25 protein-coding genes, 1 pseudogene and 1 riboswitch are annotated in these 24,247 nt (G+C 42.5%); of the genes and pseudogenes, 4 read left to right on the plus strand and 22 right to left on the minus strand.

Annotation, left to right across the window (positions count from 1 at the left end):
* Nucleotides 1–146 precede the first annotated feature (146 nt).
* A complete protein-coding gene (secA, locus tag ACZ9AO_RS22190; protein WP_251540552.1) occupies nucleotides 147–2,660 on the minus strand; it encodes a preprotein translocase subunit SecA in 2,514 nt (837 codons plus the stop codon).
* A 419-nt stretch (nucleotides 2,661–3,079) separates the two neighbouring features.
* Here secA and ACZ9AO_RS22195 point away from each other — a divergent pair, with 419 nt between their 5' ends.
* Nucleotides 3,080–3,403, plus strand: coding sequence for a helix-turn-helix domain-containing protein (locus tag ACZ9AO_RS22195; protein WP_048684020.1), 324 nt, complete (start codon nucleotides 3,080–3,082; stop codon nucleotides 3,401–3,403).
* Between the two features lie 147 nt (nucleotides 3,404–3,550).
* On the opposite strand, the gene sinI is transcribed toward ACZ9AO_RS22195, so the two are convergent.
* The 6 genes from sinI to flaG form a co-directional block, all read right to left on the minus strand.
* Nucleotides 3,551–3,691 carry a DNA-binding anti-repressor SinI gene (gene sinI / locus ACZ9AO_RS22200; RefSeq protein WP_251540554.1) on the minus strand — a complete coding sequence of 47 codons (141 nt, stop codon included), beginning with the start codon at nucleotides 3,689–3,691 and terminating at the stop codon, nucleotides 3,551–3,553.
* A gap of 30 nt (nucleotides 3,692–3,721) precedes the next feature.
* A riboswitch (cyclic di-GMP riboswitch) is annotated at nucleotides 3,722–3,806 on the minus strand.
* A gap of 647 nt (nucleotides 3,807–4,453) precedes the next feature.
* A complete protein-coding gene (gene hpf, locus ACZ9AO_RS22205) occupies nucleotides 4,454–5,011 on the minus strand; it encodes a ribosome hibernation-promoting factor, HPF/YfiA family (protein ID WP_048684017.1) in 558 nt (185 codons plus the stop codon).
* 252 nt (nucleotides 5,012–5,263) lie between these two features.
* Complete coding sequence (gene fliT, locus ACZ9AO_RS22210; RefSeq protein ID WP_251540555.1) at nucleotides 5,264–5,608, minus strand: flagellar protein FliT; 345 nt, start codon at nucleotides 5,606–5,608, stop codon at nucleotides 5,264–5,266.
* Complete coding sequence (fliS, locus tag ACZ9AO_RS22215) at nucleotides 5,608–6,009, minus strand: flagellar export chaperone FliS (RefSeq protein ID WP_048684011.1); 402 nt, start codon at nucleotides 6,007–6,009, stop codon at nucleotides 5,608–5,610. The genes fliT and fliS overlap by 1 nt, the downstream gene beginning before the upstream one ends.
* A gap of 24 nt (nucleotides 6,010–6,033) precedes the next feature.
* Nucleotides 6,034–7,545, minus strand: a complete 1,512-nt coding sequence (locus ACZ9AO_RS22220; RefSeq protein ID WP_476110495.1) for a flagellar hook-associated protein 2 — start codon at nucleotides 7,543–7,545, stop codon at nucleotides 6,034–6,036.
* Between the two features lie 14 nt (nucleotides 7,546–7,559).
* The gene (flaG, locus tag ACZ9AO_RS22225) at nucleotides 7,560–7,922 is read right to left on the minus strand and encodes a flagellar protein FlaG (protein ID WP_476110497.1); all 363 of its coding nucleotides are present in this window, start codon (nucleotides 7,920–7,922) and stop codon (nucleotides 7,560–7,562) included.
* A 452-nt stretch (nucleotides 7,923–8,374) separates the two neighbouring features.
* Here flaG and ACZ9AO_RS22230 point away from each other — a divergent pair.
* Nucleotides 8,375–8,533, plus strand: a pseudogene (locus ACZ9AO_RS22230) (IS5/IS1182 family transposase); the annotation flags it as partial.
* A 502-nt stretch (nucleotides 8,534–9,035) separates the two neighbouring features.
* On the opposite strand, the gene hag reads toward ACZ9AO_RS22230, so the two are convergent.
* The 14 genes from hag to ACZ9AO_RS22300 all read right to left on the minus strand — a co-directional run bounded on the left by hag (nucleotide 9,036) and on the right by ACZ9AO_RS22300 (nucleotide 20,523).
* Nucleotides 9,036–9,917: a flagellin Hag gene (gene hag, locus ACZ9AO_RS22235; protein ID WP_476110499.1), complete on the minus strand. Its 882-nt coding sequence runs from the start codon at nucleotides 9,915–9,917 to the stop codon at nucleotides 9,036–9,038.
* A gap of 138 nt (nucleotides 9,918–10,055) precedes the next feature.
* On the minus strand, nucleotides 10,056–10,289 hold the full coding sequence (gene csrA / locus ACZ9AO_RS22240; RefSeq protein ID WP_063595761.1) for a carbon storage regulator CsrA: 234 nt from the start codon (nucleotides 10,287–10,289) through the stop codon (nucleotides 10,056–10,058).
* Entirely contained in the window at nucleotides 10,289–10,732 is a 444-nt protein-coding gene (gene fliW, locus ACZ9AO_RS22245; protein WP_258832440.1) for a flagellar assembly protein FliW, read from the minus strand. The genes csrA and fliW overlap by 1 nt, the downstream gene beginning before the upstream one ends.
* Nucleotides 10,733–10,743: 11 nt before the next feature.
* Entirely contained in the window at nucleotides 10,744–11,319 is a 576-nt protein-coding gene (locus tag ACZ9AO_RS22250) for a DUF6470 family protein (RefSeq protein WP_476110502.1), read from the minus strand.
* A 44-nt stretch (nucleotides 11,320–11,363) separates the two neighbouring features.
* Complete coding sequence (flgL, locus tag ACZ9AO_RS22255; RefSeq protein WP_476110504.1) at nucleotides 11,364–12,242, minus strand: flagellar hook-associated protein FlgL; 879 nt, start codon at nucleotides 12,240–12,242, stop codon at nucleotides 11,364–11,366.
* Between the two features lie 15 nt (nucleotides 12,243–12,257).
* A complete protein-coding gene (gene flgK / locus ACZ9AO_RS22260; protein ID WP_476110506.1) occupies nucleotides 12,258–13,817 on the minus strand; it encodes a flagellar hook-associated protein FlgK in 1,560 nt (519 codons plus the stop codon).
* A gap of 30 nt (nucleotides 13,818–13,847) precedes the next feature.
* Nucleotides 13,848–14,336 (minus strand): flagellar protein FlgN, encoded by a 489-nt coding sequence (locus ACZ9AO_RS22265; RefSeq protein WP_251540578.1) that lies wholly within the window; start codon nucleotides 14,334–14,336, stop codon nucleotides 13,848–13,850.
* Between the two features lie 80 nt (nucleotides 14,337–14,416).
* The gene (flgM, locus tag ACZ9AO_RS22270; protein WP_063595755.1) at nucleotides 14,417–14,680 is read right to left on the minus strand and encodes a flagellar biosynthesis anti-sigma factor FlgM; all 264 of its coding nucleotides are present in this window, start codon (nucleotides 14,678–14,680) and stop codon (nucleotides 14,417–14,419) included.
* Between the two features lie 224 nt (nucleotides 14,681–14,904).
* Nucleotides 14,905–15,324 carry a TIGR03826 family flagellar region protein gene (locus ACZ9AO_RS22275; RefSeq protein ID WP_476110509.1) on the minus strand — a complete coding sequence of 140 codons (420 nt, stop codon included), beginning with the start codon at nucleotides 15,322–15,324 and terminating at the stop codon, nucleotides 14,905–14,907.
* A gap of 99 nt (nucleotides 15,325–15,423) precedes the next feature.
* A complete protein-coding gene (locus ACZ9AO_RS22280; protein ID WP_251540584.1) occupies nucleotides 15,424–16,116 on the minus strand; it encodes a ComF family protein in 693 nt (230 codons plus the stop codon).
* The gene (locus tag ACZ9AO_RS22285; protein ID WP_476110510.1) at nucleotides 16,109–17,509 is read right to left on the minus strand and encodes an ATP-dependent helicase ComFA; all 1,401 of its coding nucleotides are present in this window, start codon (nucleotides 17,507–17,509) and stop codon (nucleotides 16,109–16,111) included. Before ACZ9AO_RS22285 ends, ACZ9AO_RS22280 begins: the two co-directional genes overlap by 8 nt.
* Nucleotides 17,510–17,622: 113 nt before the next feature.
* Nucleotides 17,623–18,465, minus strand: coding sequence for a DegV family protein (locus tag ACZ9AO_RS22290; RefSeq protein ID WP_048687857.1), 843 nt, complete (start codon nucleotides 18,463–18,465; stop codon nucleotides 17,623–17,625).
* Between the two features lie 186 nt (nucleotides 18,466–18,651).
* Nucleotides 18,652–19,335: a response regulator gene (locus ACZ9AO_RS22295; RefSeq protein WP_476110512.1), complete on the minus strand. Its 684-nt coding sequence runs from the start codon at nucleotides 19,333–19,335 to the stop codon at nucleotides 18,652–18,654.
* A 33-nt stretch (nucleotides 19,336–19,368) separates the two neighbouring features.
* Nucleotides 19,369–20,523 (minus strand): sensor histidine kinase, encoded by a 1,155-nt coding sequence (locus ACZ9AO_RS22300; RefSeq protein WP_476110514.1) that lies wholly within the window; start codon nucleotides 20,521–20,523, stop codon nucleotides 19,369–19,371.
* 615 nt (nucleotides 20,524–21,138) lie between these two features.
* Here ACZ9AO_RS22300 and ACZ9AO_RS22305 point away from each other — a divergent pair.
* Complete coding sequence (locus ACZ9AO_RS22305) at nucleotides 21,139–21,774, plus strand: YigZ family protein (RefSeq protein WP_476110516.1); 636 nt, start codon at nucleotides 21,139–21,141, stop codon at nucleotides 21,772–21,774.
* 178 nt (nucleotides 21,775–21,952) lie between these two features.
* Entirely contained in the window at nucleotides 21,953–22,975 is a 1,023-nt protein-coding gene (locus ACZ9AO_RS22310) for an LCP family protein (protein ID WP_048687852.1), read from the plus strand.
* Nucleotides 22,976–23,131: 156 nt separating this feature from the next.
* Here ACZ9AO_RS22310 and ACZ9AO_RS22315 read toward each other — a convergent pair whose 3' ends face one another.
* Nucleotides 23,132–24,199 (minus strand): glycosyltransferase family 4 protein, encoded by a 1,068-nt coding sequence (locus ACZ9AO_RS22315; protein WP_251540588.1) that lies wholly within the window; start codon nucleotides 24,197–24,199, stop codon nucleotides 23,132–23,134.
* Between the last annotated feature and the right edge of the window lie 48 nt (nucleotides 24,200–24,247).

Genomic DNA, 24,247 nt, shown 5'->3' on the forward strand with positions numbered 1-24,247 from the left:
TCACCTCATTAAGTATGTTAAAAAAAATCCCTGAAGAGGGATTCCCTTCATTACAAATAAACCTCTTCAAACTATATGCAAACTAAACATGAAAAGAGGCGGCTAGCCTTGGACTTAACCGTCTCATCTTCATTATACACCTAACTTTAGCCTAAATTGCCATGGCAATTCTTATATTTTTTACCGCTGCCGCATGGGCATAACGCGTTTCTGCCAACGTCTTCCTTTTTACGGGCAGGGGCTTTTTTCACTTTTCCCCCGTCTTCTTCCTTCGGATTGACCGCTTGTCCTTTTATGACTTCCGTGCGTTCCAAATTGTTGCGGATTTCAGCCTTCATGATGTATTTCGCGACTTCATCTTCCATTGAAGCAATCATGGCTTCAAACATCGCAAAACCTTCAGATTGATATTCACGTAAAGGATCAATCTGGCCATAAGCACGAAGGTGGATCCCTTGGCGAAGCTGCTCCATTGCATCAATATGGTCCATCCACTTACTATCGACTGCACGAAGAACGATTACTTTTTCGAATTCACGCATTTGTTCTTCAGATAGCTCTTCTTCTTTTTGGTCATAGCCTTCTTTCACTTTGGCTAAAATGAACTCAACCAATTCCGATTCGTTTTTCCCTTCCAAATCAGCCACAGTGATTGAACCTTCATTGAATAGGTTACCATTCAGGTAATCGACAAGGCCTTGTAAATTCCAGCCTTCCTCATCGCCCATTGGTGCAAACGCGACAACATTTCGCTGGATGGATGCCGTGATCATCGTTTCGACGATTTCACGTAAGTTTTCACTTTCCATGACATCGAAACGCTGTTTATAGATAATTTCCCGTTGTTGACGGAGAACATCATCATACTGCAGTAATTGCTTACGTGAATCGAAGTTATTGCCTTCGACCCGTTTCTGTGCGGATTCAACGGCCCTTGTCACCATTTTACTTTGAATTGGCTGGGAATCATCCATACCTAGGCGTGCCATCATGTTTTTCATGTTATCCGAACCGAAGCGGCGCATCAATTCATCTTCCATTGATAAATAGAATTGAGTGACCCCTGGATCTCCCTGACGGCCGGACCGGCCACGCAGCTGGTTATCTATACGCCTGCTTTCATGACGTTCCGTGCCGATGACAGCAAGGCCCCCGAGCTCCTTGACACCTTCACCAAGCTTGATATCCGTACCGCGCCCTGCCATGTTCGTAGCGATCGTTACTGAGCCTTGATTACCTGCATTCGCAATGATTTCCGCTTCACGCTCATGGTTCTTGGCATTCAACACATCGTGAGGGATTCCTTTTTTGGATAAATAGGCAGATATGACCTCAGATGTTTCGATGGCAACCGTACCGACAAGCACAGGCTGACCCTTTGTATAACGTTCGGCGATGTCTTCCACAACAGCCTTGAATTTCCCATCAGTTGTCGCATATATAAGATCTGCCCTGTCATCCCTGATGATATTCCTGTTTGTCGGGATCGCTATGACATTCATATTATAAATATTGCGGAATTCCTCTTCTTCCGTTTTGGCTGTACCGGTCATACCTGAAAGTTTTTCATACATCCTGAAATAGTTCTGGAATGTAATCGTCGCAAGAGTCATGCTTTCATTTTGGATTTCAAGTCCTTCTTTCGCTTCGATCGCCTGGTGGAGACCTTCACTGTAACGGCGGCCTTTCATTAAACGGCCAGTGAATTGGTCAACAATGACTATCTCGCCTTCCTGGACGACATAATCCACATCCAAATGCATGGAAACATGAGCCTTTAAAGCCTGATTGATATGATGATTCAAAGTAACGTGACTAATATCGAATAAATTATCGATATTAAACGCTTTTTCAGCTCGATTCATCCCATCTTCCGTCAGCTGAACACCTTTTGTCTTCTCATCATATGTGTAGTCCGTATCTTTCTTTAAGGTTCTTACAAACGCATTGGCCTGGATATAAAGCTGAGCCGATTTCTGTGCCGAACCGGAAATGATCAATGGCGTTCTCGCCTCATCAATCAAAATCGAATCGACCTCATCGATGACAGCGAAGTGCAGCGGACGCTGTACCATTTGTTCTTTATATAACACCATATTGTCACGAAGATAATCAAAACCTAACTCATTATTCGTACTGTACGTAATGTCGGCATTATACGCTGCCTGCTTTTCTTCTTTAGAATGACTGTTCAAATTCAACCCGACGGTCAAACCGAGGAAATCATACAATACACCCATTTCGGTGGCATCACGGTGTGCCAAGTATTCATTGACAGTAACGACATGTACACCTTTACCGGTAAGCGAGTTTAAATAAACCGGCATCGTGGATGTTAAGGTTTTACCTTCCCCTGTTTTCATCTCGGAGATATTTCCATCATGAAGGGATGCCCCACCCATGATCTGAACACGGTAAGGATATAAGCCCAGAGCACGCTTTGCCCCTTCACGCGCAACCGCAAAAGCCTCTACAAGCAAATCATCAACGGTTTCCCCATTTTGATAACGCTCTTTAAACTCATCCGTTTTGGAACGCAACTGTTCATCCGATAGCGCAGCAGTCTCATCAGCCAGCGCTTCGACCTGATCGGCGATTTTTTCTAAACGTTTGATTTCTCGCTTATTCGGATCAAAAACTTTATTTAATATATTAAGCATTCAATAACGCTCCTCTATTATGGTAATGATCGTTCAATGACAAAATTCATATAAGTAAGAAGAAACACACCTTCTATTATTACTAATGCACGCTTAATTTTACCACTTCTGTCATAGAGGTACAACTTCATGTCACTTCCCTGGTATAGACCTGAATGCAATTCTTGCGAAAAACAATGGATAAATGAGGAGTAAAACTGTTAAAATAGGAGGAAGTATAAAAAATATGTTGCAAACTCCCCACTATTCCATAAGCAAATGTGAATTATCCATAACCTTCCATCACTAGATGCTGTGTCCTCTCTAGAGATAGCATGTCATGGTAATCCAACCTTACAGGCGTCATGTTTTGAATGATAAGGTGGGCTGCCGAAACTTATTAGCGGAAGATAAATAGAACATGTTTCGAGGTGGTATTGATGATTGGTGAACGTGTAAAAAAACTGCGAGAAGAAAAGAAAATGTCGATGACTGAACTTGCCGATAAAGCGGGTGTTGCAAAGTCTTATTTAAGTTCGCTCGAGCGGAACTTACAAACGAATCCTTCTATTCAATTTCTTGAAAAAATCTCCTCCGTACTTAACATCCCTGTTGATGCCCTGCTTTACGATGCACCAAATAAGGAAACCTTGGACAATGACTGGATGAAAATCGTTGAGGAAGCCATGAATTCGGGTGTCTCAAAACAACAATTCAGGGAATTCATCGAGTTTAATAAATGGAGAAAAGATAAAGAAGAGTAGAGTGGTAGTGCACTAGTTTACTTACATAATTTGAAGAATACAGTTTGAAAAAGCTATACTCACAAGAATCTCAAGGAAGAATAAACCCTATAAACAGCTATGAATCGAACCACTGTTTATAGGGATGTTCTCGAATTTGTTCGGAACCTATTTTCCATCGTTCTCCTCAAATGTTGCCTCAAGGCTTTCCCGTTTAAAAAAAGCAATGATTTCCTCTTTTTTGAAACCCAAGCTTCTTGCTTCTGAAATCAATTTCACCCATTCTTGATCCATTTCCACATTAGCCACCTCTTCTACCTCCTAAAATACTCTTGTATTTCAGGCAGACCAGCCATCATAGTCAAAGGACCTTAGACCTGTGCCTTTGCGCCCTCATTTTTCAAGGAGTTTGCCTTTGTCGTGGTATTTATTACCAAATACACTACCTATAATCATATTATAACGGATACGTACTCCATATATTGCTATTTTATGTCGGTAATCCACATAAATGCAAAAACTTTTATCCGACAAAATATTACAATATTAAGAAAATTCGAAGTTCAGGTGATTTTTCATAGACTAATTCAACTTCGTTTTCTTGTATAATAGTAAATATTACTCTGCTTAAAATTTCGTTGGGGTGTATTGATTCTCTCGATTGTATGTGCATCGTGGGCTTTTTGCGCAGTTAAATCCTCACCGCAGGTCGGGCAAAGCCACTTTCCATATTCCGCACTGCTAAAAGAAGCCCTATGGCATGTATGGCAATTCTTTCGATACAAATAATCCAACCCCCTCTGCACCTTGATCAAATTGTTTTTTTATAAATAACTTATTGTTCTCTTTAAAGAACCAACAATTCGAGTATAGTGCAAAAGATAGGGGTATTTGAATAGGTAAAATTAACTATTTATCTTAATGAAGAACAAATAGTGCTCTCTTAAGTGAACTTTCGTGTGTTTTAGAGAACAAAAGAAGCAATCATTTTTTACGTTTCAAACGGATTCTATCAACATGCAAAAAGCACAACCCAGAGGCTGGGCTGTGCTTTTGATCTTAGAATAATAATTAACTAGGTTCAATCAATCCATAGCGTCCATCTTTTCGGCGGTACACTACGTTTGTTGTATTAGTATCCGCATTCGTGTAAACGAAGAAACTGTGACCAAGCATATTCATTTGTAAAATCGCTTCTTCACTGTCCATTGGCTTTAAATCAAAGCGTTTATTGCGGACCACTTCAATATCATTATCGTCTTCGAATTCATCCACCACTTCGTCAGCTTCCGTATTGAAGGCGAATGCATCGGGTGTAGTCGATAGATTGTTTCGGAACTTGCGATTGACCTTCGTTTTATGTTTACGAATTTGGCGTTCAAGCTTATCATTGATCAAGTCAATGGCAGCATACATATCCGCATTTTCCTCTTCAGCGCGAAGAACCAAATTCTGCATGGGAATCGTCACTTCGACCTTTGATGTATTATTGTTCACTTTTAAATTGACTAACACATTTGCATCTGGTGTATTGTTAAAATATCGTTCTAACTTGCCAATTTTCTTTTCGACGTATTCTCGAATTGCTGGAGTTACCTCAATGTTTTCACCGCGTACGTTGTAATTCATAAAGTGAGTCCTCCTTAAATTAAGACTATACAGTTAGATTCTACAATACCCCTCCGGTTCCTTTTAGAAACACATCATGAAATATGTCGAAATAATGAAACAATTGTCGGAAGGTTTGGAAAGGGTTGATGTCTGCCCTAGCTTCATTATATCAAATGCTATGCTAGAAAGAAAAAATTAAGCCTATTTTATTTACAGAAAATTTAAAAATATTTAACATAAAAACCGTATGGACTCCAAAAGGTAAGGAAATCAATTTCTTTTATCATAGAACACGCCATCCACTGATAGACTTTCATACGGATTCGTGTATTTATTGGAAGATTTTTTCTTCTTATTTATTTCCTGGATATCTCGCTGTATCTCCTGCTTTTGGAGCTTCAGCAAGTGATCGACCTGTTGGTTGAGCAACAGAACTGCACGTCCCAGCTGCTGCTCTTCAGCAGTAAAAGGAGGTTTGATTTGGGAAAGGAGTCCATCCCGCTGATCAATCAGCTTTGTAACCCTTTCTATTTTAACATCACGCTCTGTAATCGTGCGATCTTCCAGTACGGCAAGTAATTCAGCAGTCAAATCATGAAAGGCTCTAATCACCATTACACTTGACCGCTTTGGGTGAATTGTTTTTTCCGGTTGATCTGGATTACTTCCTTCCACGTATTCCGGAACTCCGTAACAAGTCCTTCCACTTCTTCCAAAGCAGAAACGTCATTTTTCAGATTCGCTTCGATCAGACGCCGGTTCATGAAATCATACAAACTCATCATATCTTTGGATACATCCGCATCCATATTCAGCGTCACCATCAATTCACGGATAATAGTTTGCGCCTTGATGATATTCGTATTCTTCACCTCGATATTTCCTGCTTCAATGGCTTTCTTCCCAAGCATGATGAACTTCAAACAGCCATTATAAAGCATTAATGTAAGCTCTCCCGGTGATGCTGTATTGACTGAATTTTGCTGATACGATTGATATGGATTATTCATTGCCATATTGAACTTCCTTTCCGACATACCTTAACTAAAATAAGAAGCTAACGATGCACTTTGGCTGTTTGCCTTTTGAATCGCTTTTTCCATCGCCGTGAACTGGTTGTAATAGCGCGATTCCAATTTCGTTAACTTGGCTTCAAATGTTGAAATCTTCTTATCCAGCCCATCAACCAATTTTCCGATTGTAAAATTGTTATTAACATATCCGGCCTTCCCGGCTTTTTCAGTAATCGCCTTCATGGATGATTCTATATCATCCCTTAACCGGCGTGCGAGTCCTTTGCCGCTCTTTTCCGCCCCATTGGCCATGAACATATCATAGATTGCATTCGGATCCTCACTAATGGCTGCCCGGAGCTTGTCCTCATCAATCGTTAATTTACCGCCTTCCAAATAATTCTTGGTGGTGGTGATTCCCAAACTGCTGAGATTGTTTTTTCCAGTGATTCCATCCACCGAAGTGTATAGGGATGACCTCATTGTGGTCAGGAGACTTTTTAAGGTCGAATCGCTTTTTAACGTTCCGCTCTTCGCTTTTTCTTCCCACAGCTTCACTTCATCCTCTGTCATTGCCTTTTTTTGTTCAGAGGTAAGCGGGGTAAAGGAGCGATATTTCGCTTCACCCGTTTTATCTTGGACCTTTTTAATGACTTCATTGTATTTATTCACAAACTGAGTGATCGTGTCCAGGATAGCATCGACATCAGCTGTTGATGAGAATGTGACTGTATCCGTCGTTTTTTGCTTTACCGTTATTTCCGCTCCATTAATCTGAAACGTATTCGAAGGCCGGGAAATGTCCAGGCCATTATAGGTAATCGATGCATTTTCCCCTATTGTGCCGCCAGCTCCTTCATTGTTACTGCTCATTTTTAGCACATTGAAGAAATCTCCAGTACCCCCTAACTCAATTTCAGGCCGATCTTTTGCATCACCAGTATTTTTAGCAGTGATGGAAAATTTCTGGGACGTCTCATCGAAAAATAGAGTCACTCCCGAGTTAGCATTAATTTTATTTATGACACTTTCTAACGTATCGTCCGCATTAAGGGTAAGTGTATACGGTTTTTCCACTGTTGCTCCATCTTTTACTTCCGTATCAAAACCGCCATCCTTATTGATGGCCAGTATCGTAATATCTTGGGGAGTCGTGATACCCAATTCCGATAATTTCTTTTTCGGGTCGGTAACAGCTGATTTTTCCGTACTTGTCATGGTTGCTGCCTTGGCAAGCCCATTCACTTTTATATTCCCGGAAAAATCACTGGTCGAATTCACATTTTTCACTGATACAGCATCTGGATTCGATACCGTCACCTTCTTTTTAATGAAGGAAGACTGCCTTCCAATTCCATCACGAATGAGCGTATCCAATTCTGATAGAGCTGTATTCATCGAACGGTAATCATCCCGCTGCCACTCGGAATACTGCTTTTTCTGTGTCAGTTTATCCAACGGCACCCGTTCTGCCTGCATCATGCTCTTAACTAATTCATCAATGTCCATCCCGCTTGCTAAACCACTGATTCGTACCAAAATTGATCACCCGCTTATATTTTTTCATCCACCATTATGCCGACAAACTCCGTCATTGCCGCATAGAAGTCCAATAACTTCTTCGGGGGAATTTCCCTGATCGTCTCATCCGTCACGTCATCCACTACCTTGACATAATACTCATTCAGCTTCTCATGATATTCAAAACGAACGGCCGTATGTGTCGGATTCAGGAAGGTATTCAAACTATCCACCATTTCCCGCACCTTTTCTTTTGAAGGCTCAACAGTAGATTCCACTCTTTGTTCCGAATAGGCAAGTGTATTCATTTCCCGCTGATAATAAGAACTGATTCCTTCCGAGATTGCTGTTCTAAGTTGTAAGGAAAGAATATTCGTGGACAAACTCTCCAGCATCTAAATGGCCCCCAATATGATATCTTTACTTTTTATATCGGTTCTTAGAGTTTTATATTTAGTGCGAAGATTTGATTTTAGTTTCAACTTCAGACTAGAGAGTCTATAAAAAAACTCCAGAAAAATATCTGGAGTCAACAGTTGTTTTAGGTTTAAAATTTGACCGTTGATTTCCTCTCCAGGCACTCGCTTTCCGCGGGCGGTCCGGTGAGCCTCCTCGGCGCTTTGCGCCTGCGGGGTCTCCCTTGGACGCGTATTCCCGCAGGAGTCTCGTACCTTCCGTTCCAATCAACTTTGTTTTAACATATAGATAGAGCTCCTTTACCTACACTATTTTGAACAGATCTTCCATCGAATCTTAATGAAGTCTACAGAAAGAAAACGGATAAGTATAAGCAAGTATTGCTAATTCTGCACACGAGAAAGCCAGTGGGAATTAGCGGAAAGGTGGAGAACCTGAAGCCGTTTTAGCAAATGTAGCTTACAAAACACCAGCCCCAGCCATTACAAACTACCATTACGGCAAAGAAATCATACCGGCTTTACCCTATACACGTCCTCGAACAAAAGAAGGATTCTTCCGCAAGCATGATTATGTGTATGTTGAACATCTCTATTGAATCATCAAATCCTGAAAAATAAAAAAGGTGTCGGAATAAGACCATTCCGACACCTTTTTTTCTACTAACTGAAGACTCAATAAAAATAGCTTGAGTCTTTTTTGAATGAAAACCAGGTAAAGATTAACGTAATAATTGAAGAACGCCTTGTGGTTGTTGGTTCGCTTGCTTTGCGACTATGTCTTTCGAGCATAGAATAGACTATATCTTCACCTTTATCTTATAAGGGGCTGGGCACTTCGAATGGCTACTGCCACCCTACGGATTTCATTGTCATAGCTTTCGCCTTAGACTGTATATCCTAGTCGTTGAACCTTCTCCAGAGTTTCCTCAAAGGAGCTTGGCTGCTGATTATCCATTATGTCATCTACATCATTTTCAGACCATCACGCTTACCGTTTCCAGTTACGTTGTGGTTGATGCAGCTTTAGGAAGTTCCAGCAATTCACCCAGTCATAATTTTATCCATTACTAGATAAAACGCCCTTCAAATTTACCTAAGGAGTTGTAAAACCCCTTGAGGTGCGGAATTTGCTTGAGCCAACATTGCTTGTGAAGCTTGAGGCAAAATAGAGTTTTTAGTTTGTTGCATCATCTCTTTTGCCATATCAACGTCTCTAATACGAGATTCAGCTGATGTTAAGTTTTCAGATGATGTATTCAAGTTGTTGATTGTATGTTCTAAACGGTTTTGGTAAGCACCCAATTTTGAACGTTCTGTTGATACAGTGTCAATAGCTGCGGCGATTGTATCAATAGCAGTTCCTGCGTTAGCTGTTGTAGAAACATCGATACCTGAACCTGCAACATCATCAGCAGGATCAGCAGAGCCAGTTATTTCATCAGTACCAACTCCTAATTTTTCAGCACTCATGTTACCGATTTCTAATTCGATTTTTTGGCCAGTATTAGCACCGATTTGGAATGTAATAGCTGTACCAGTTCCAGAAGTATCTTTATCACCGTTAAGCAATTTTTGTTTGTTAAATTCAGTATCTTTAGAAATACGAGTGATTTCTTTAGCTAATTCGTCCATTTCCTTCTGAATTTGTCCTCTGTCTTCATCTGTACTAGTTGAGTTGGAAGCTTGAGTAGCAAGTTCTTTCATACGTTGAAGTATATCGTGAGTCTCACCAAGAGCGCCCTCAGCAGTTTGGATCATAGAGATACCATCTTGTGCATTACGGGACGCTTGGTCTAATCCACGAATTTGTCCACGCATTTTTTCAGAGATGGCTAGTCCTGCTGCGTCATCACCTGCACGGTTGATGCGCATGCCTGAAGCTAGTTTCTCCATTGATTTTGATTGTGCATTCGTTGCACTTGATAATTGACGGTGCGTGTTTAGAGCTGAGATATTGTGATTGATGATCATTTATGTTTCCTCCTTGAGTCTTAAGTCCCCACGTCCATGTGGTTGTTTACGATGGGCAGTGAATAAGTCGGCCGCCTATTTCACTGCCCATCGTTGTATACTTAATATCGACCTGCTTGGAAACATATTTAGCGGATTTTACGATTTTTTCTTGAAATACTCATTTATGCCTTCCAGAAAATTGGTTTCTGTTTTGGAGGCTTTTCTATTTTCCTGCTGAATGGACAGGTAGATTTCCTTCCTATGGATGTCGACGTTTTTCGGGGCATTGATCCCCAGTTTGATCTGATCCCCTTCAATGGACAGGATCGTAATTTCGATATCATCGCCAATCATGATCGCTTCATTCGGTTTTCTGGTCAATACGAGCATCATTTCCCCTCCTGTTCTGCTGGAGGTTCAAAAAGTTTGTGCTTTGTACGGTATTCACTAGCATTCATGATGAATTGCTTTCCGACTTTTTTTGGGCCGTTTATGATGATTGGGGCCTGGAGATTAGCCGTCGTTTCATTGAAGGGGTCCTGGATCGTCAAGATGACGAAAGTGATGACTTCCAGTTCCGTTTCTATTTGTAAAGAAGATAACACCTCATCCGTAAGCTTCACTTCGTAATCATGAAACACTTCAAAAGGATCGGTCACAATGAAGGCAAGCTCTTTTGTTTCTATCGATTGCAGGACAAAAAAGGGTGTGTCATCCAAAGCTAGTAAGCAAAACTTTTTTTCTTCTAAAAATCCTGGTATCCCGCTTTCAAATACATAAATCTCTTTCTCTGCCAATTCGAGTTCGCCATGAAATTTTGTTTGTAGGATCATCTATGTTTTCACTACCTTATCTCATCCGCATATAAATTGATGAAATCTATATCCAGCGCATTTTTTTGTAGAATTTCGACATTCACACTGCCTTGTGTGTATGTATGGTTCACCCTATTGATTTGAGCATCAATGATCGGTTTTTGGGCGGTTGCTTCAATCTTCACTTCGGCTGGCTGGTAGCCAAGCTTCACGCTGAATGGAGAGGGAATCCAGCCGAGATTGAACTGCTTCTCAGGTCCTTTGCTGTTTTGCCTGGCCTGTTCAGCGAGTGCATTACCGCCTTTTTCAATATGCCTCAGCTCCGTCCCCTGCTGGGCACGTCTTGCCATACCCGCCAGCCAACCTTGATATCCCTGCTGCGCAAATTCATCGACTCTTTTTGAGAGGCTTTTCAAATCCATGTCTTCCCTTGCTTGTGACTGATCGATCGTCAGCTTGCCTGGGGTCGTTTGAATCTCCAGGATCGCTTGCGGCTGTTGAATGGATTGGACAGCCGCCTTCTGTTCGATTTGCTGCACAGGCTGATCTATATTCACTCCAATCTTCATTGGGTTGGTTTGCAATCTAATTTGCGGAATCTGCATCATCAACACTCCTTATAGAAAAAAGCTATCCATTTAAGAATAGCTTAGCGAAGAAAATCCAATAAACTCGGCTGCATGATTTTTGCGCCGATACTTAATGCCGCACTATGGACACTTTCCTGGGTCGTCAAATCCATGATCGCCTTTTCGATATCGACATCCTCATTTTTCGAAAGGATTTCAGTGGCAAATACCTCCTGCTGCTTGAGACGGTCCGTCATCAGCTCAATCCGATTTTGCCTTGCGCCAACCTGTGCCTGCATGCCTAAGAAGGTATTTATCGTTGCGTCAAGTCCTTCCAGCGTGCCAGTCACGTCGCCGCCGTTTTCCAGTGCCTCGATTGTCTGGTCGATGCTTCCGCCGGCAGCTAGTGCATCACCAAAAGTCTTGGAACCGTCCGTATTGATTTTAAGGGAAATCCCGGAAAACACTTCAAGGTTTATGTCCCCTGTGCCATACACGGTATTTCCATTGCCATCTTTAACGGACGATGGTCTCACATTCGTATCCTGGCCGTTGAAAATATACTTCCCGCCAATCTGTGTGTCGCCAAGAGTTATGAGATGTTCTTTTAATTGTTTAATTTCTTCAGTAATGGTTTTCAGTTGTTCCCCTTCATACGTGCCATTGCTGCCTTGAACGGTTAATTCACGAATCCGATGCATGGCGGAAACACTTTCAGTAATGGCATCATCCGTGCTGTCGATCCAATTGGTCGCTTCGGCAATGTTACTTTGATACTGCCCTATTTGATTGAGGTTTGTCCGGTATCCCATTCCCATCATGGCCGCAACAGGGTTATCGGATGGCTTGGAGAACTTCTTTTGAGAAGAAACCTGTTCTTGCAGCTTGGACATCTTTTCGTAACTGCTGCTTAAATTGCTCAGCATATTATTGGTTAGCATCGATTGCGTTACCCGCATATTCGTCCCCTCCTATCATCGGCCTGCTGTACCCATTCCGTTTATGATTTTGTCCAGCATTTCATCCAGCATCGTCATCATCCTTGCAGATGCGTTGTATGCCTGCTGGAATTTGATCATGTCCGTCATTTCTTCATCAAGGGATACGGAACTGACGGAATCCCTATTTTGGTTAACCGATGCAGCAAGGACGACAGAGTTGGAAAGGTTCTTTTGGGCGCTTTGGGAATCCACACCAAGCTTTCCGATGATACCGGAATAATAGGTGTCGAAGCTTCCCGTCAATTCGTCAGAGTTTTGGTCTTTAGTCGAGTATTCACTGAACGCCTTCTTTTTCAGGTCAGCCAGGAGTTTGGCATTTTCATTATCCCCGGATGCCCCTCCGCTTTTTCCGCCTGCGGCAATTTTCGTGGGATCCTTAACGATTTCACCATTCACCTTGATGCTTTGGGCGGCACTCTTACCAGGTTCAAGTTCAAAGAAGTTCAAAGTTGAAGTGTTGCCATCACCTAAGGCATACCCTTGTTTATGGATGGCATTGAACTCATTCACGAAAGCGGCCGTCATATTATCGAGCTTTTTCAGCATATCAGGATAAGCGCCGCCGGTCGTGCCATCAGCCTTCTTATAGCCGAAGCTTTTGATCAAACCGGACAGTTCCCCCGAGAAATTGTAATCGGTCAATGTTTTCGAACCAAACTTCAATCCGTCCACCATGCCTGTCGTTTTATCATGGCTAACTTCAACTTTCGAAGTTCCCACCATCCCGGTTTGGTTAACACTGACCAGATTGATGGGCGGTACAAAAGACGAACCGTCTTCTTGCATCAATTCGATGTTGTATAGCCCTGTGGCTACATCGCTGGCTCTGCCGTAATCCGTCGGAATGACGTTATTCACTTTAATGCTGACAAGCTGTGAGAGATTGTCCACGAGCACATCACGTTTATCATAAAGGTCATTGGAGATATAACCATGCGGCTCCACTTTGCTGATCTGTTGGTTAAGCTGATCAATACTGCTGATGAGCGTATTGATTTCGTTCGCTTTGACGTTTATTTGATTTCCGATATCCGTTTGAACGTTCGTTAGCGAGTTATAGTAGTAGTTTAGGGTTTCCGCGACCATGACGCCCGTCGAGGCAACGACTTCACGCGCCCCGGAGTTTTCCGTATTCGCCGTCAGCCCCTGCAGCGAATTCCAGAACTTCTCCATCGTGGCGGCCAACCCGCTGTCGGTCGGTTCATTCATGACGCCTTCCATTTTCGTCAGGGATTCGCTCATGGCCCCGTAATAACCGATTTTATTACTTTGTGTCCTGTATTGTGCGTCCAGGAAACTGTCCCGGATCCGTTGAACCGTTTCAGCTGCAACCCCTGTCCCGATTTGGCCGGCAACGCGCGGGCTGTTCAAACCGACAGTAGGAAAGCCCGACGTCTGGACCAGGTTGACCCGCTGCCTTGAATATCCTAAAGTATTGGCATTGGCCACGTTATTTCCTGTTGTATACAAGGCCCCTTGAGAGGTGGATAATCCGCGTTTGGCGGTCTCAAGACCCATAAAGGTTGAAATCAATTGCTCGCACCTCCATCTTTTTTCTGCTTCTTATGCTTTGGAATCAAACATTCCCATGCCGATTTTCGTCGTTTTCCCAATCGAATCCCCATAATTCAGGTTCTGGTGCTGAGGTCTCAGCATATCCAAAGAGACATTGATGAATTGAAGGGACTGATAGATCAATTGCTGATTTAAACCGTTCCGCTCCTTCAGCTTTGCCACTTCATCGATCAATGCCGCTTTTAGCATTTCAAGGACTTCCGTTTCTTCTGGTCCTGTCAGTTCCGTCACGGTCTGGATGGTGGCAGGCTGTCCCGCCGTTCCATTGGCTGCAAGAAACTCCTCGACTGCCCTTTCTCTCTCCTTATCCGTCTGACTGATCGCTTTAATATGCTTTTGTTCCGAAATCAGCAGGGCAGTAATCGCCTCGGTATCATTTGCTTTCAAAATGGCCGTTTTTCTTATCGCCAATTGATTGAAGCTTATATGAAGCTTGATCAATTTTTCAAGCGATCCGATGATGTTCCGTGCAGTCATTTCGCTGCCTCCCCCGCTCATAAATGAAGGACGGAAACTGGCTCCGTCCACTTCATTCAAGCTTCTTTTTCATGGAAAATTCATTTCCGGTAAAAATCGATGAGACCCTTAGCCGTTGCTTGTGCATTCAATTTATAATTACCTTTTTCAACCTGGATTTTCAGTTCATCCACTTTTGCTTGTCTTGCAGCAAGAATCGGAGATGATTGCTGCATTTCTTTTGCCGCTGAAGAAATTTCAACTTTATCCGAGGATTTGACCTTGGATTCTTTGATATTCCCCGTTTTATTGGCTTGAAGATTATAAGGGTTAACACCTGTCATACCGACGTTATTGATTTTCATATTCCAGATCCTCTCCTTCGGTCGATTTTATAAATCCCATTATGTTTCGATTTCTTAACACATGAAAATGGCTCTGGACTGTGTTATTCTCCCTATCTTTATTATCGACAAGGAACGGACTTTTTTAATTGTTTGCTGTAATCTTTCCTTCGACACCCATTGTCGAAAAATGTTCTCAATATCGAATATTTTAACAAAAACTTCATCATGTTTCCATAAATGAATTACCCTTTTGGCTCATCCTTCATGTAGTACGTATTTTTTTTATCATTACCTTGAATTTCAGTCAGGCGCTTTTCTTCATTTTCGAATGCCTGTAAATCCGTACGCAGTGAATCGCCGCATTTGCCGCATAACCTTCCGCTCTTGATGTTGGCGCCGCACTTTTCACAAGGAATTCCGAGATTGGGAAACTGTGAAATTCTCAGCTTTCCGGTTCTCACAAATTTAATAATTAACCTTTCTTCAACGCCGGTTTCCATAACCACCTGCACCATGGACGCCGTTCTATTTGTTTTCTTGCGAATATATGCATACACTTTATCATATTGGGCTTCTTCTTCTTTATAACAGGCATCGCACACATCACGGAATTTCGTCAAAACGAATAACGAATTACAGTTTGGACAGTTGAATACATCCATCGAGGCCCCTCCTTCACCATCACGGCGATTATTCTTCAGTACTGTATATATCGAATAATCCCGGCGATACTTTAGGAAGTTTTATTAAAATAAGCTTTTTCACCTAGCCAGGGTGATCGATGATACTTCTTTGGCCCCAGCCGTTATCAATGCCTTTGCTGCATGCCTGAGAGTTGTTCCTGTTGTGTAAATGTCATCGATGATCAAAATGGATTTATGCTCCAGCAAATCAGATTGCATGACCTGAAAAACCTGCGGTAATGACATTCTCTCTTGACGAGATTTTTTTGATTGTTTTTCGGTATGGATTCTTGTCAAGGTCTCAACCGTATGAAGTCCAACTAGATCTGCCAAAGCCTGTCCCTGGTTGAATCCCCGCTCCTTAAGCCGTTCATCGCTAAGCGGGATGGCCGTTACCAGGTCAAACTCCATGTCCTTTAACCTTTCTTTCAAAAAAGGGACGAAAACCTCAGCTAACGCATAATCACCCCGGTACTTATATTTAGCAATCAGGTCTTTTAAGTATTCATTATAATGAAATAGCGCTATGTTCTTCGACAAATAGCCTCCCCATTCCCTATTCCTTTCCCATCTTGAACAATCGAGACAAAGGCCACCGGTCATATGATCCCCTCCCAGCTCCCTTGAGCACATTGTACATGTTTCTCCGGTTATCCTATTAAGTTTCCCCTCACATCCTTCACAGATTGCCCTTGTCTCGGCCTGCTTAAGCAGGCTCCTCCATGTCAAGTCTTGCTTCATTCCTTCATCACAAACTAGACATCTATTCATCCAGCAGCCCCCTTTTCATGGCATTTTTATTCATCATTTGTATATGGTGGACCGCCTCGGCCATCGCTTCACTTTTACCATAATGAAAAAAGGTGACCGTCCCGGAAGGGTTCGCAAAGCTTCTCCCTACCCTGCCGGCAATCTGAACGAGAGCACTATCAGAAAACACTTCATGTTCAGCACCGATCACGGCTACTTCCAACCGCTCGATTGTCACGCCCCGTTCCAGGATGGTCGTGGTCAGTAATCCCGGAACGAGTCCATTCCTTAAGGCCATTACTTTTTCCTTTCGATCAGGGTGCCGGGAGTGGACAATCGATAATTCAGGGGACAGCCTTTGAAACAGCGGAAGGACTTGCTCCATCACTCTGATGCTTGGAAAAAACAATAGGAAGGGGATATTCTGGTTAAGGCGCTCACTTACCCATGCGTTGATTTTCGATGGAATCTTTTGTTGAAGGAATAGTTTTTGCCAATTGCCGCTCCACTTCATTTCAGGAACGGGGATTGGCTGGCGATGATAACGGGCCGGGATTATGAAGGCTTTCAATTTGCCGCTTCGGTATAGCCGCTGCATCCTCTTCGAAGGTGTGGCGGTCAAGTAGATGGTTGCCGCGGATACCTTTTTCGATTTATTAACCGCATAATCCAGCGAATCATCCATTGAGTAAGGAAACGCATCGACTTCATCAACGATGATGACATCGAAAGCTTCAATAAAACGGAAAAGCTGATGGGTCGTGGAAACGGTCAGTGGCGAAAAACCATGTCGATCTTCACTGCCGGCATGGAGGGTCGTGACTTCAATGGCAGGAAAAGCTTTTTTTAACCTTGGGGAGAGTTCGAGAACGACATCGGTCCGCGGTGTTGCCAAACAAATCCATTTCCCGGCAAGCAAGGCTGCCTCAATCGCTGGAAATAATACCTCCGTCTTCCCTGCCCCGCATACAGCCCATACCAGGAATTCATCTTTTCCGTTTACGGCTTCAACGACACAGTCGGACGCATTCTGTTGACCTGCCGATAAAGTGCCTGTCCACCTCATCACATTGTCAGGAATCCTATATTGAATGCCGGGACCTGTCCACCTATAAAGCTTTGCACATTCACTGACCCGTCCCATCATGATGCATGAGCGGCAGTAAGTGCAATCTTGATTGCAAATCTTGCAAGGGAAAGTATAAAACAAGGTTTGATCTTTGTTACCGCAGCGTACACAGTGATAACTGCCGTTCCCGGATTGCACGCCGCAAGTTTCCGAGACATACCCATTCTTGAGGTGCTCTGTGAGGATTTCTTGGGAGAAGGGGATTTCGAAGTCCAAAAGATGTTTACCGGTAAGATGGTTCTGAAGTTCAGGGGAATAAGGCGGGGAAATACTCTTTTTTTTCAAACTGCAACCTCCATTTCTTGATAAATTACACTCCCCCTTATCATTCGCTTTTAACTCCCGGATTCCTTTTTGTTTATAAAAAAACGCCTTTCACTTAGTAAAGGCGTCACAACTTAAATTTTATACCAGCCCATCCCCATCGAGCCTTCGCCCAAATGCGTTCCGATTACTGGACCGAAGTAGCTGATGTCGAATTCGACATTCGGGAACCGGGCTTCAAGTTCCGCTTTCCACTCTTTAGCTTCACTTTCCCGTTTTGCATGAATGATGACGGCTTTATATTTCTCGCCGCTAGCCGCGTCTTCTCCAAGTAAATCAGCAATCCGTTTCATCGCTTTTTTCCTTGTACGGATTTTTTCGAATGGGACGATGACTTTATCAACAAAATGGAGCACCGGCTTCACTTGAAGCAGACTGCCGATCAAAGCTTGGGCACTGCTTAAGCGGCCGCCGCGCTGGAGATGGGATAGGTCATCTGCCATGAAGTATGCCTTTACCGATGGTTTCATTTCTTCAAGCCTGGCCATGATTTCTTCTGCACCTTTGCCATCAAGTGCCATCTTTGCCGCCTCGATCACGTAAAACCCCTGTACCATGCAGCTGATTTCCGAATCAAAGGCATGAACCCTGATTCCCTCGACCATTTCACCTGCAGATACCGCTCCTTGATACGTTCCGCTGATGCCGCTCGATAAATGAATGGAAATAACATCATCATATTCTTTTTGGAGTTCCTCGAACTTCTCGACAAACTTCCCGATTGGAGGCTGTGAAGTGGTCGGCAATTTCTCCTGCCTCTTTACTTCCTCATAAAACTCATCCGCAGTAATATCAATTTCCTCCCGGTAAGCTTCATTGGAAAAAATGACATTAAGCGGCATCATATGTATATGTAAACGATCACGCATTTCCTTTGGTATATATGCAGTGCTATCTGTTACGACTGCGGTTTTCATAATAGTACCATCCTTATAAAAATTTACTTCGTATCATATTCAACATTCTATCTGAAAATGCCTTTATTTGCATTAAATAGCTTTTTGAATTACCAAAAATTTGAATATAATAACATCCAACAAAAAAATCCAGCCCTTCAGCACGCATTGCGGAATCTGAAGAGCCGGACTTATCGAACGCTTTAATTACTTCACTTCTACCCAGCCGTTTTTAATAGCTAGGACAACCGCTTGTGTACGGTCATTCACATTCATCTTCTGAAGAATATTACTCACATGGTTCTTGACTGTTTTTTCACTGATATATAGAGTTTCGCCGATGGCCCGGTTGCTTTTCCCGTCCGCTAAAAGCTGAAGCACTTCACATTCGCGTCGAGTCAATAGGTGAAGCGGCCTCCTGATTTCTATCGTATGTACGGAATCACGATCAGCACCCTCTTCAGCTGCTAAGCGGCGATATTCTTTAACTAAGTTATGGGTGACCTTTGGATGAAGGTATGAGCCGCCTTCAGCGACTACACGCACAGCATCGATCAACGCGTCTGCGTCCATCTCTTTCAACAGATAACCTTGTGCTCCTGTTCTCAATGCGTGCTGCACGTAGTTTTCATCATCATGAATGGAAAGGATGATGACTTTTGTTTCAGGGTAACGGCTCACGAGCATTTTTGTAGCTTCGACCCCATTCATGTTCGGCATGTTGATATCCATGATAACAACATCAGGTTTATGTGTTTCAACAAGATCCATAGCTTCGCTTCCGTCATCACCCTCGGCAACAACATCAAAGGATGATTCAAAATCTAATATGCGCTTTACGCCTTCACGGAAAAGCTGATGGTCATCGATTATGACGATACTAGTCTTCAACGGCTTCTTCCTCCTAGTTTCTATTTAATATGTCTATTCTCTATTATTTAAATGGTAGGGAATTTGGATAAATACCAAAGTGCCTGCCCCCGGTTGTGAATCAATCGTCATTTCACCTTCCAGCAGCTCGACTCTTTCTCTCATTCCCACCAAGCCAAATGAACCTTCTTTTTGAATCGAAGAATCAAACCCCTTTCCATCATCTTTGACGACGACGGTCACCATCTCCTTGGAAATGGACAGTTTAACTTGAATCTGTTTTGGGTCCGCGTGCTTCAATGAATTTTGTACAGCCTCTTGAACCAGCCTGAATAATGCGACCTCCATATCGGAAGGGAGCCTTTTGACCTGCCCAAGGTTGACGAAATTCAGATTAACGTCATTATTATAGTCTTCGGTCGTTTGCAGGTACTTTCTGAGGGTAGGAACAAGTCCTAAATCGTCAAGCGCCATAGGACGAAGGTCATAGATGATTCTTCGCACTTCATATAAAGCATTCCTTACCATGACCTTTAAACTGCGGATTTCCACTAACGCTTCATCAGGACCTCTCTCCCGCTGCACTCGTTCTATCAGGTCTGAGCGCATCATGACGTTTGCCAGCATTTGCGCCGGACCATCATGGATTTCACGTGAGAGCTTTTTACGTTCCTGCTCCTGGGCTTCGATTATTTTCAGACCGAAGTCCTGTTTGCGTTTCGCTTCTTGAAGGGCTTCCCCCACAAATTTAAGATCTTGTGTCAAATAATTCTGCACTACCGATATTTGCGAGACGAGATGCACCGCTTTATCGATCGTCTGCTGCAAACCCCTTAACCTTAACTCAAGCTCATCCCGGCGATTGCGGAGCTCTTTCTCCAATTGCCGGTTAATTTGTAAATCGACTTGCAGCTTATGTGCCCTTTCATAAGCATCGCGCACCTGTTCTTCAGAAAAATGGTTGAAGTGCATACTGACTTCTGAAAGCCTTTTTCGAGCAAACCTGGCTTTTGAATCCAGTGCATCGCTGTCGGTTATCACAATGGCAACCCTGATTTTCACATCATCAAGCTCTTTTGATAATGTCTCAAAATCCTTTCGGCATTGTTCGCCGATATCGAAGACTTCATCCTTACTTTCACTAACAGTGCTCACCATTGTTTCTAAGATCTTGTCCAATGCTTTAGCATCAACCTTTTTAATGGACATTAAGATCCCTCCACTTAAATCAAAGACTTAAACAATTTATTGTCTTAAAGACTATGTATATGGAAAAAAGTTCTTTCCCTTTTTCATGAATGGTTAAATTTCAGGAAACTTTTGTATGAAGTAACCTTCATGAACATATTGTACCAAAAAAAGATTAAAAATACGTTAATTTCCTTTTGTGATTTCCATAAAATGTACATATTTACTATACATCTCATAATCCGGCCATTAAGTCTGCCTATTAAAGGCAGAAAGCCATATCTATTTTCCTGATACAAAATATCCTTTTCAATCAAATGGGATATTCCGCTTCATTGATTATCATATGAAACAGATGCATTTATTAAATGGCAAAATCCTTGAAATGAGAGGACACGTTAAGGTAAAGCCAGGATAATGGCACAGAACTCATGTTTTTCCTACAATGTTATTCTTTTAAGCATATATGACCAGCTAATAACAATAACAGGCAATGAAATTAATTATAACACGTACAGCTTTATCTTATATTAAAGTTTCTTTACACATGCAGTATGTAAATGAATCGTCATTGCCACTTTTTCCACAAAGCCTTATAATAAATCAACTAATAGGAAGCACGAAGGTGGAATAATAATGCTCACTCAATATTTAACGGTGGCAGGTCGCGGCGACCATGAAATCGTCATTGAAAAATCCCGTTTTATTTCCCACATCGCCCGGGTCGAAACCGAAGATGCCGCACAGTCCTTTATCCAGGAAATCAAGAAAAAGCACAAAGATGCTACACATAATTGTTCAGCTTATATGATAGGGGAACAAAATCAAATCCAAAAAGCCCTCGACGACGGGGAGCCGAGCGGAACGGCAGGCGTCCCTATCCTAGAAGTGCTTAAGAAAAAAGAACTGAAAGACACCGCTGTTGTGGTCACACGGTATTTTGGCGGCATCAAACTTGGTGCTGGCGGCCTCATTCGCGCTTACAGCAAAGCGACTTCAGAAGGGATAAATACCACTGGTGTCGTCATTAGGAAACTAATGCGGGTCATTTCGACAACCGTCGACTATACCTGGCTTGGAAAATTGGAAAACGAATTGCGCTCTTCCATTTATCAAATAAAGGAAATTCAATACCTCGATCAGGTCAATATCCTTGTATATGTGGAGGAAACACAAAAAGAGACATATACCGCTTGGATTACAGAGCTGACAAATGGTCAAGGCCACATCACTGAGGAAGAAATGCTTTATTTGGAAGAGGAATTCTCCTGATATACTCCTGCATATTTTTCCTTTTTTATGCTGTAATATAATTGAAAAGAAATATTTATTTTACGAAATTATTAAATCATTGTAAAATTAGGTGTAATATATGACGAAATATAAACTGCAGGATTCGAAAAATAGCGATATATGTCTGATGTTCGTTATTTAAAAGGAGAAGAAAAAGATGTCTACTACTAGGCGTGTTTATAAAATTAAAAAAACAAAGAAAAAAAGGCGAAAGAGGCTTTGGTTATTGCTTGTTCCCCTGCTGGTACTTGGTCTGGGGGCTTCTACGTATGCTGCAACCCTGTATATGAAAGCCCAGAATGTATTCAATGATTCCTATGACCCTGTGGAAGCTTCAGCAAAGCGAAGTGCAGCAATCGACCCGCTCGAAGATAATTTCTCGATCCTTTTCATAGGAATCGATGATAGCAAGGACCGTGACTTAAAAGGAAATTCCCGGTCGGATGCTTTAATGTTGGCCACATTCAATAAAGATCAAAAGTCTATAAAACTATTAAGCATTCCGCGTGATTCATATGTGTACGTGCCAGCCAAAGGCGTAACCACGAAAATCAACGCGGCCCATGCAGCCGGCGGACCGAAAGCGACGATGGACACCGTAGAGGAGTTACTCGATGTCCCTGTCGATTATTATGTTCGCATGAACTTCAATGCTTTCATCGATGTCGTAGATTCATTGGATGGTATTGAAGTCGACGTACCTTATGAAATGTATGAAATCGATTCACATGACAAAAAGAATGCCATCCACCTCGAAGAAGGATTACAGACCGTTGATGGTGAAGAAGCATTAGCATTTGCACGGACACGTAAAAAGGACAGTGATATCCAACGCGGCGAGCGTCAGCAGGAAGTCCTGAAAGCCATCATTGCCAAAGCAACCTCTGCTGGATCACTAACGAAATATACAGACGTAATGGAAGCTGTCGGCGACAATATGACAACGAACCTTAAATTCTCGCAAATGAGAGGTTTCATAAAATATGTGACTACCGATAAAGGCATCAATCTTGAAACCATCAAACTTGAAGGACAGGATTCTACCATTAACGGAACCTATTATTATCAGCTGAACGATACATCATTAGCGAACACTAAGCTGTTGCTTCAATCCCACTTGAACCTGGGACCAGCTGAAGGCAATCAAACAGAAGCAGTTCAATCACAAATACAAGAATAAAGCGAACCCCCCACTCGTCTTGAGTGGGGGGTTTTTGATGCATTACAAAGAATGGCCGTAAATAAAATCAAGTACAAAAAAGCCACCAACCGTTACTTCAAACGATTGGTGGCTTTCCGATAAAACTAGCGAATCTAGTAATCTATTCCAAAATGATCATGGCTTGTTTTTAAAGTTGAGCATCTTGAGCAACGGCTGGTAGTTTGAATTGACCAAACCAATTTTCTCCACAAAAATCTCTATGATCAGCAGAAGTCCCGTTACAAGGATCAAAGCCCCCCACATCGTTGCAAATGAAAAGATTATGGCCGCTAAACCAAAGCAAGCAGCTAACGCATAAATGAGCAAGACAGTTTGCTTATGGGTGAATCCCAAGTTTATCAAACAGTGATGTAAATGGGATTTATCAGCAGCCGAAATCGGCTGTTTATTGACGACCCTGCGGATAATCGCGAAAAATGTATCCGAAATGGGAACACCCAAAATGATGATCGGTACGATCAATGAAATCATCGTTACGTTTTTAAACCCTAGCAGGGACAGGACGGCAATGATGTAACCTAAGAATAATGCGCCTGTATCTCCCATGAAAATCTTTGCCGGATGGAAGTTATATTTCAAGAAGCCAAGAGTGCTTCCAATCACGATCAATGCGACCATGGCAACAAATAGGTCCCCTTTAATAAGGGCCATAGTTGCAATTGTCACCAATGCGATCGTTGAGACACCGCCTGCAAGACCATCCAGTCCATCTATTAGGTTGATTGCATTAATGATGCTGACAATCCACAAAATGGTGATCGGTATACTGAAAACACCAAATTCAAGTGTATCGGTAAAGAACGGCAAATTGATGAATTCCACTTCAAGACCGCCCCATAATACGATAATGAGGGCAGCCAAAACCTGGCCCAGGAATTTGGGTGCAGCTCTTAATTCAAAAATATCATCAGCCATCCCGATCAATATGATGACAAGGGCTCCCACCAGAAGGGGCAGCTGATCCCCAAAATCATCCGTGAAAGGCAAGAAGGGCCAGGAGAGCAAGAAGGTAATGAAAAAACTCAAAAATATAGCTAAACCGCCCATGCGCGGCATAATTTTACTATGCACTTTTCGCTCATTCGGTTTATCGGTAGCTCCTAATTTAAAGGCCAGCTTTCCGACAAAAGGAGTCAAAAAAATGGATAATAAAAAGGCTACCAACAAGGCCCCTATTAACATCAAGAACCACCTCAATTCAACTAAAAATCTAATACCCGTTACGATCTA

The organism is Peribacillus sp. TE19612 (assembly GCF_056279465.1).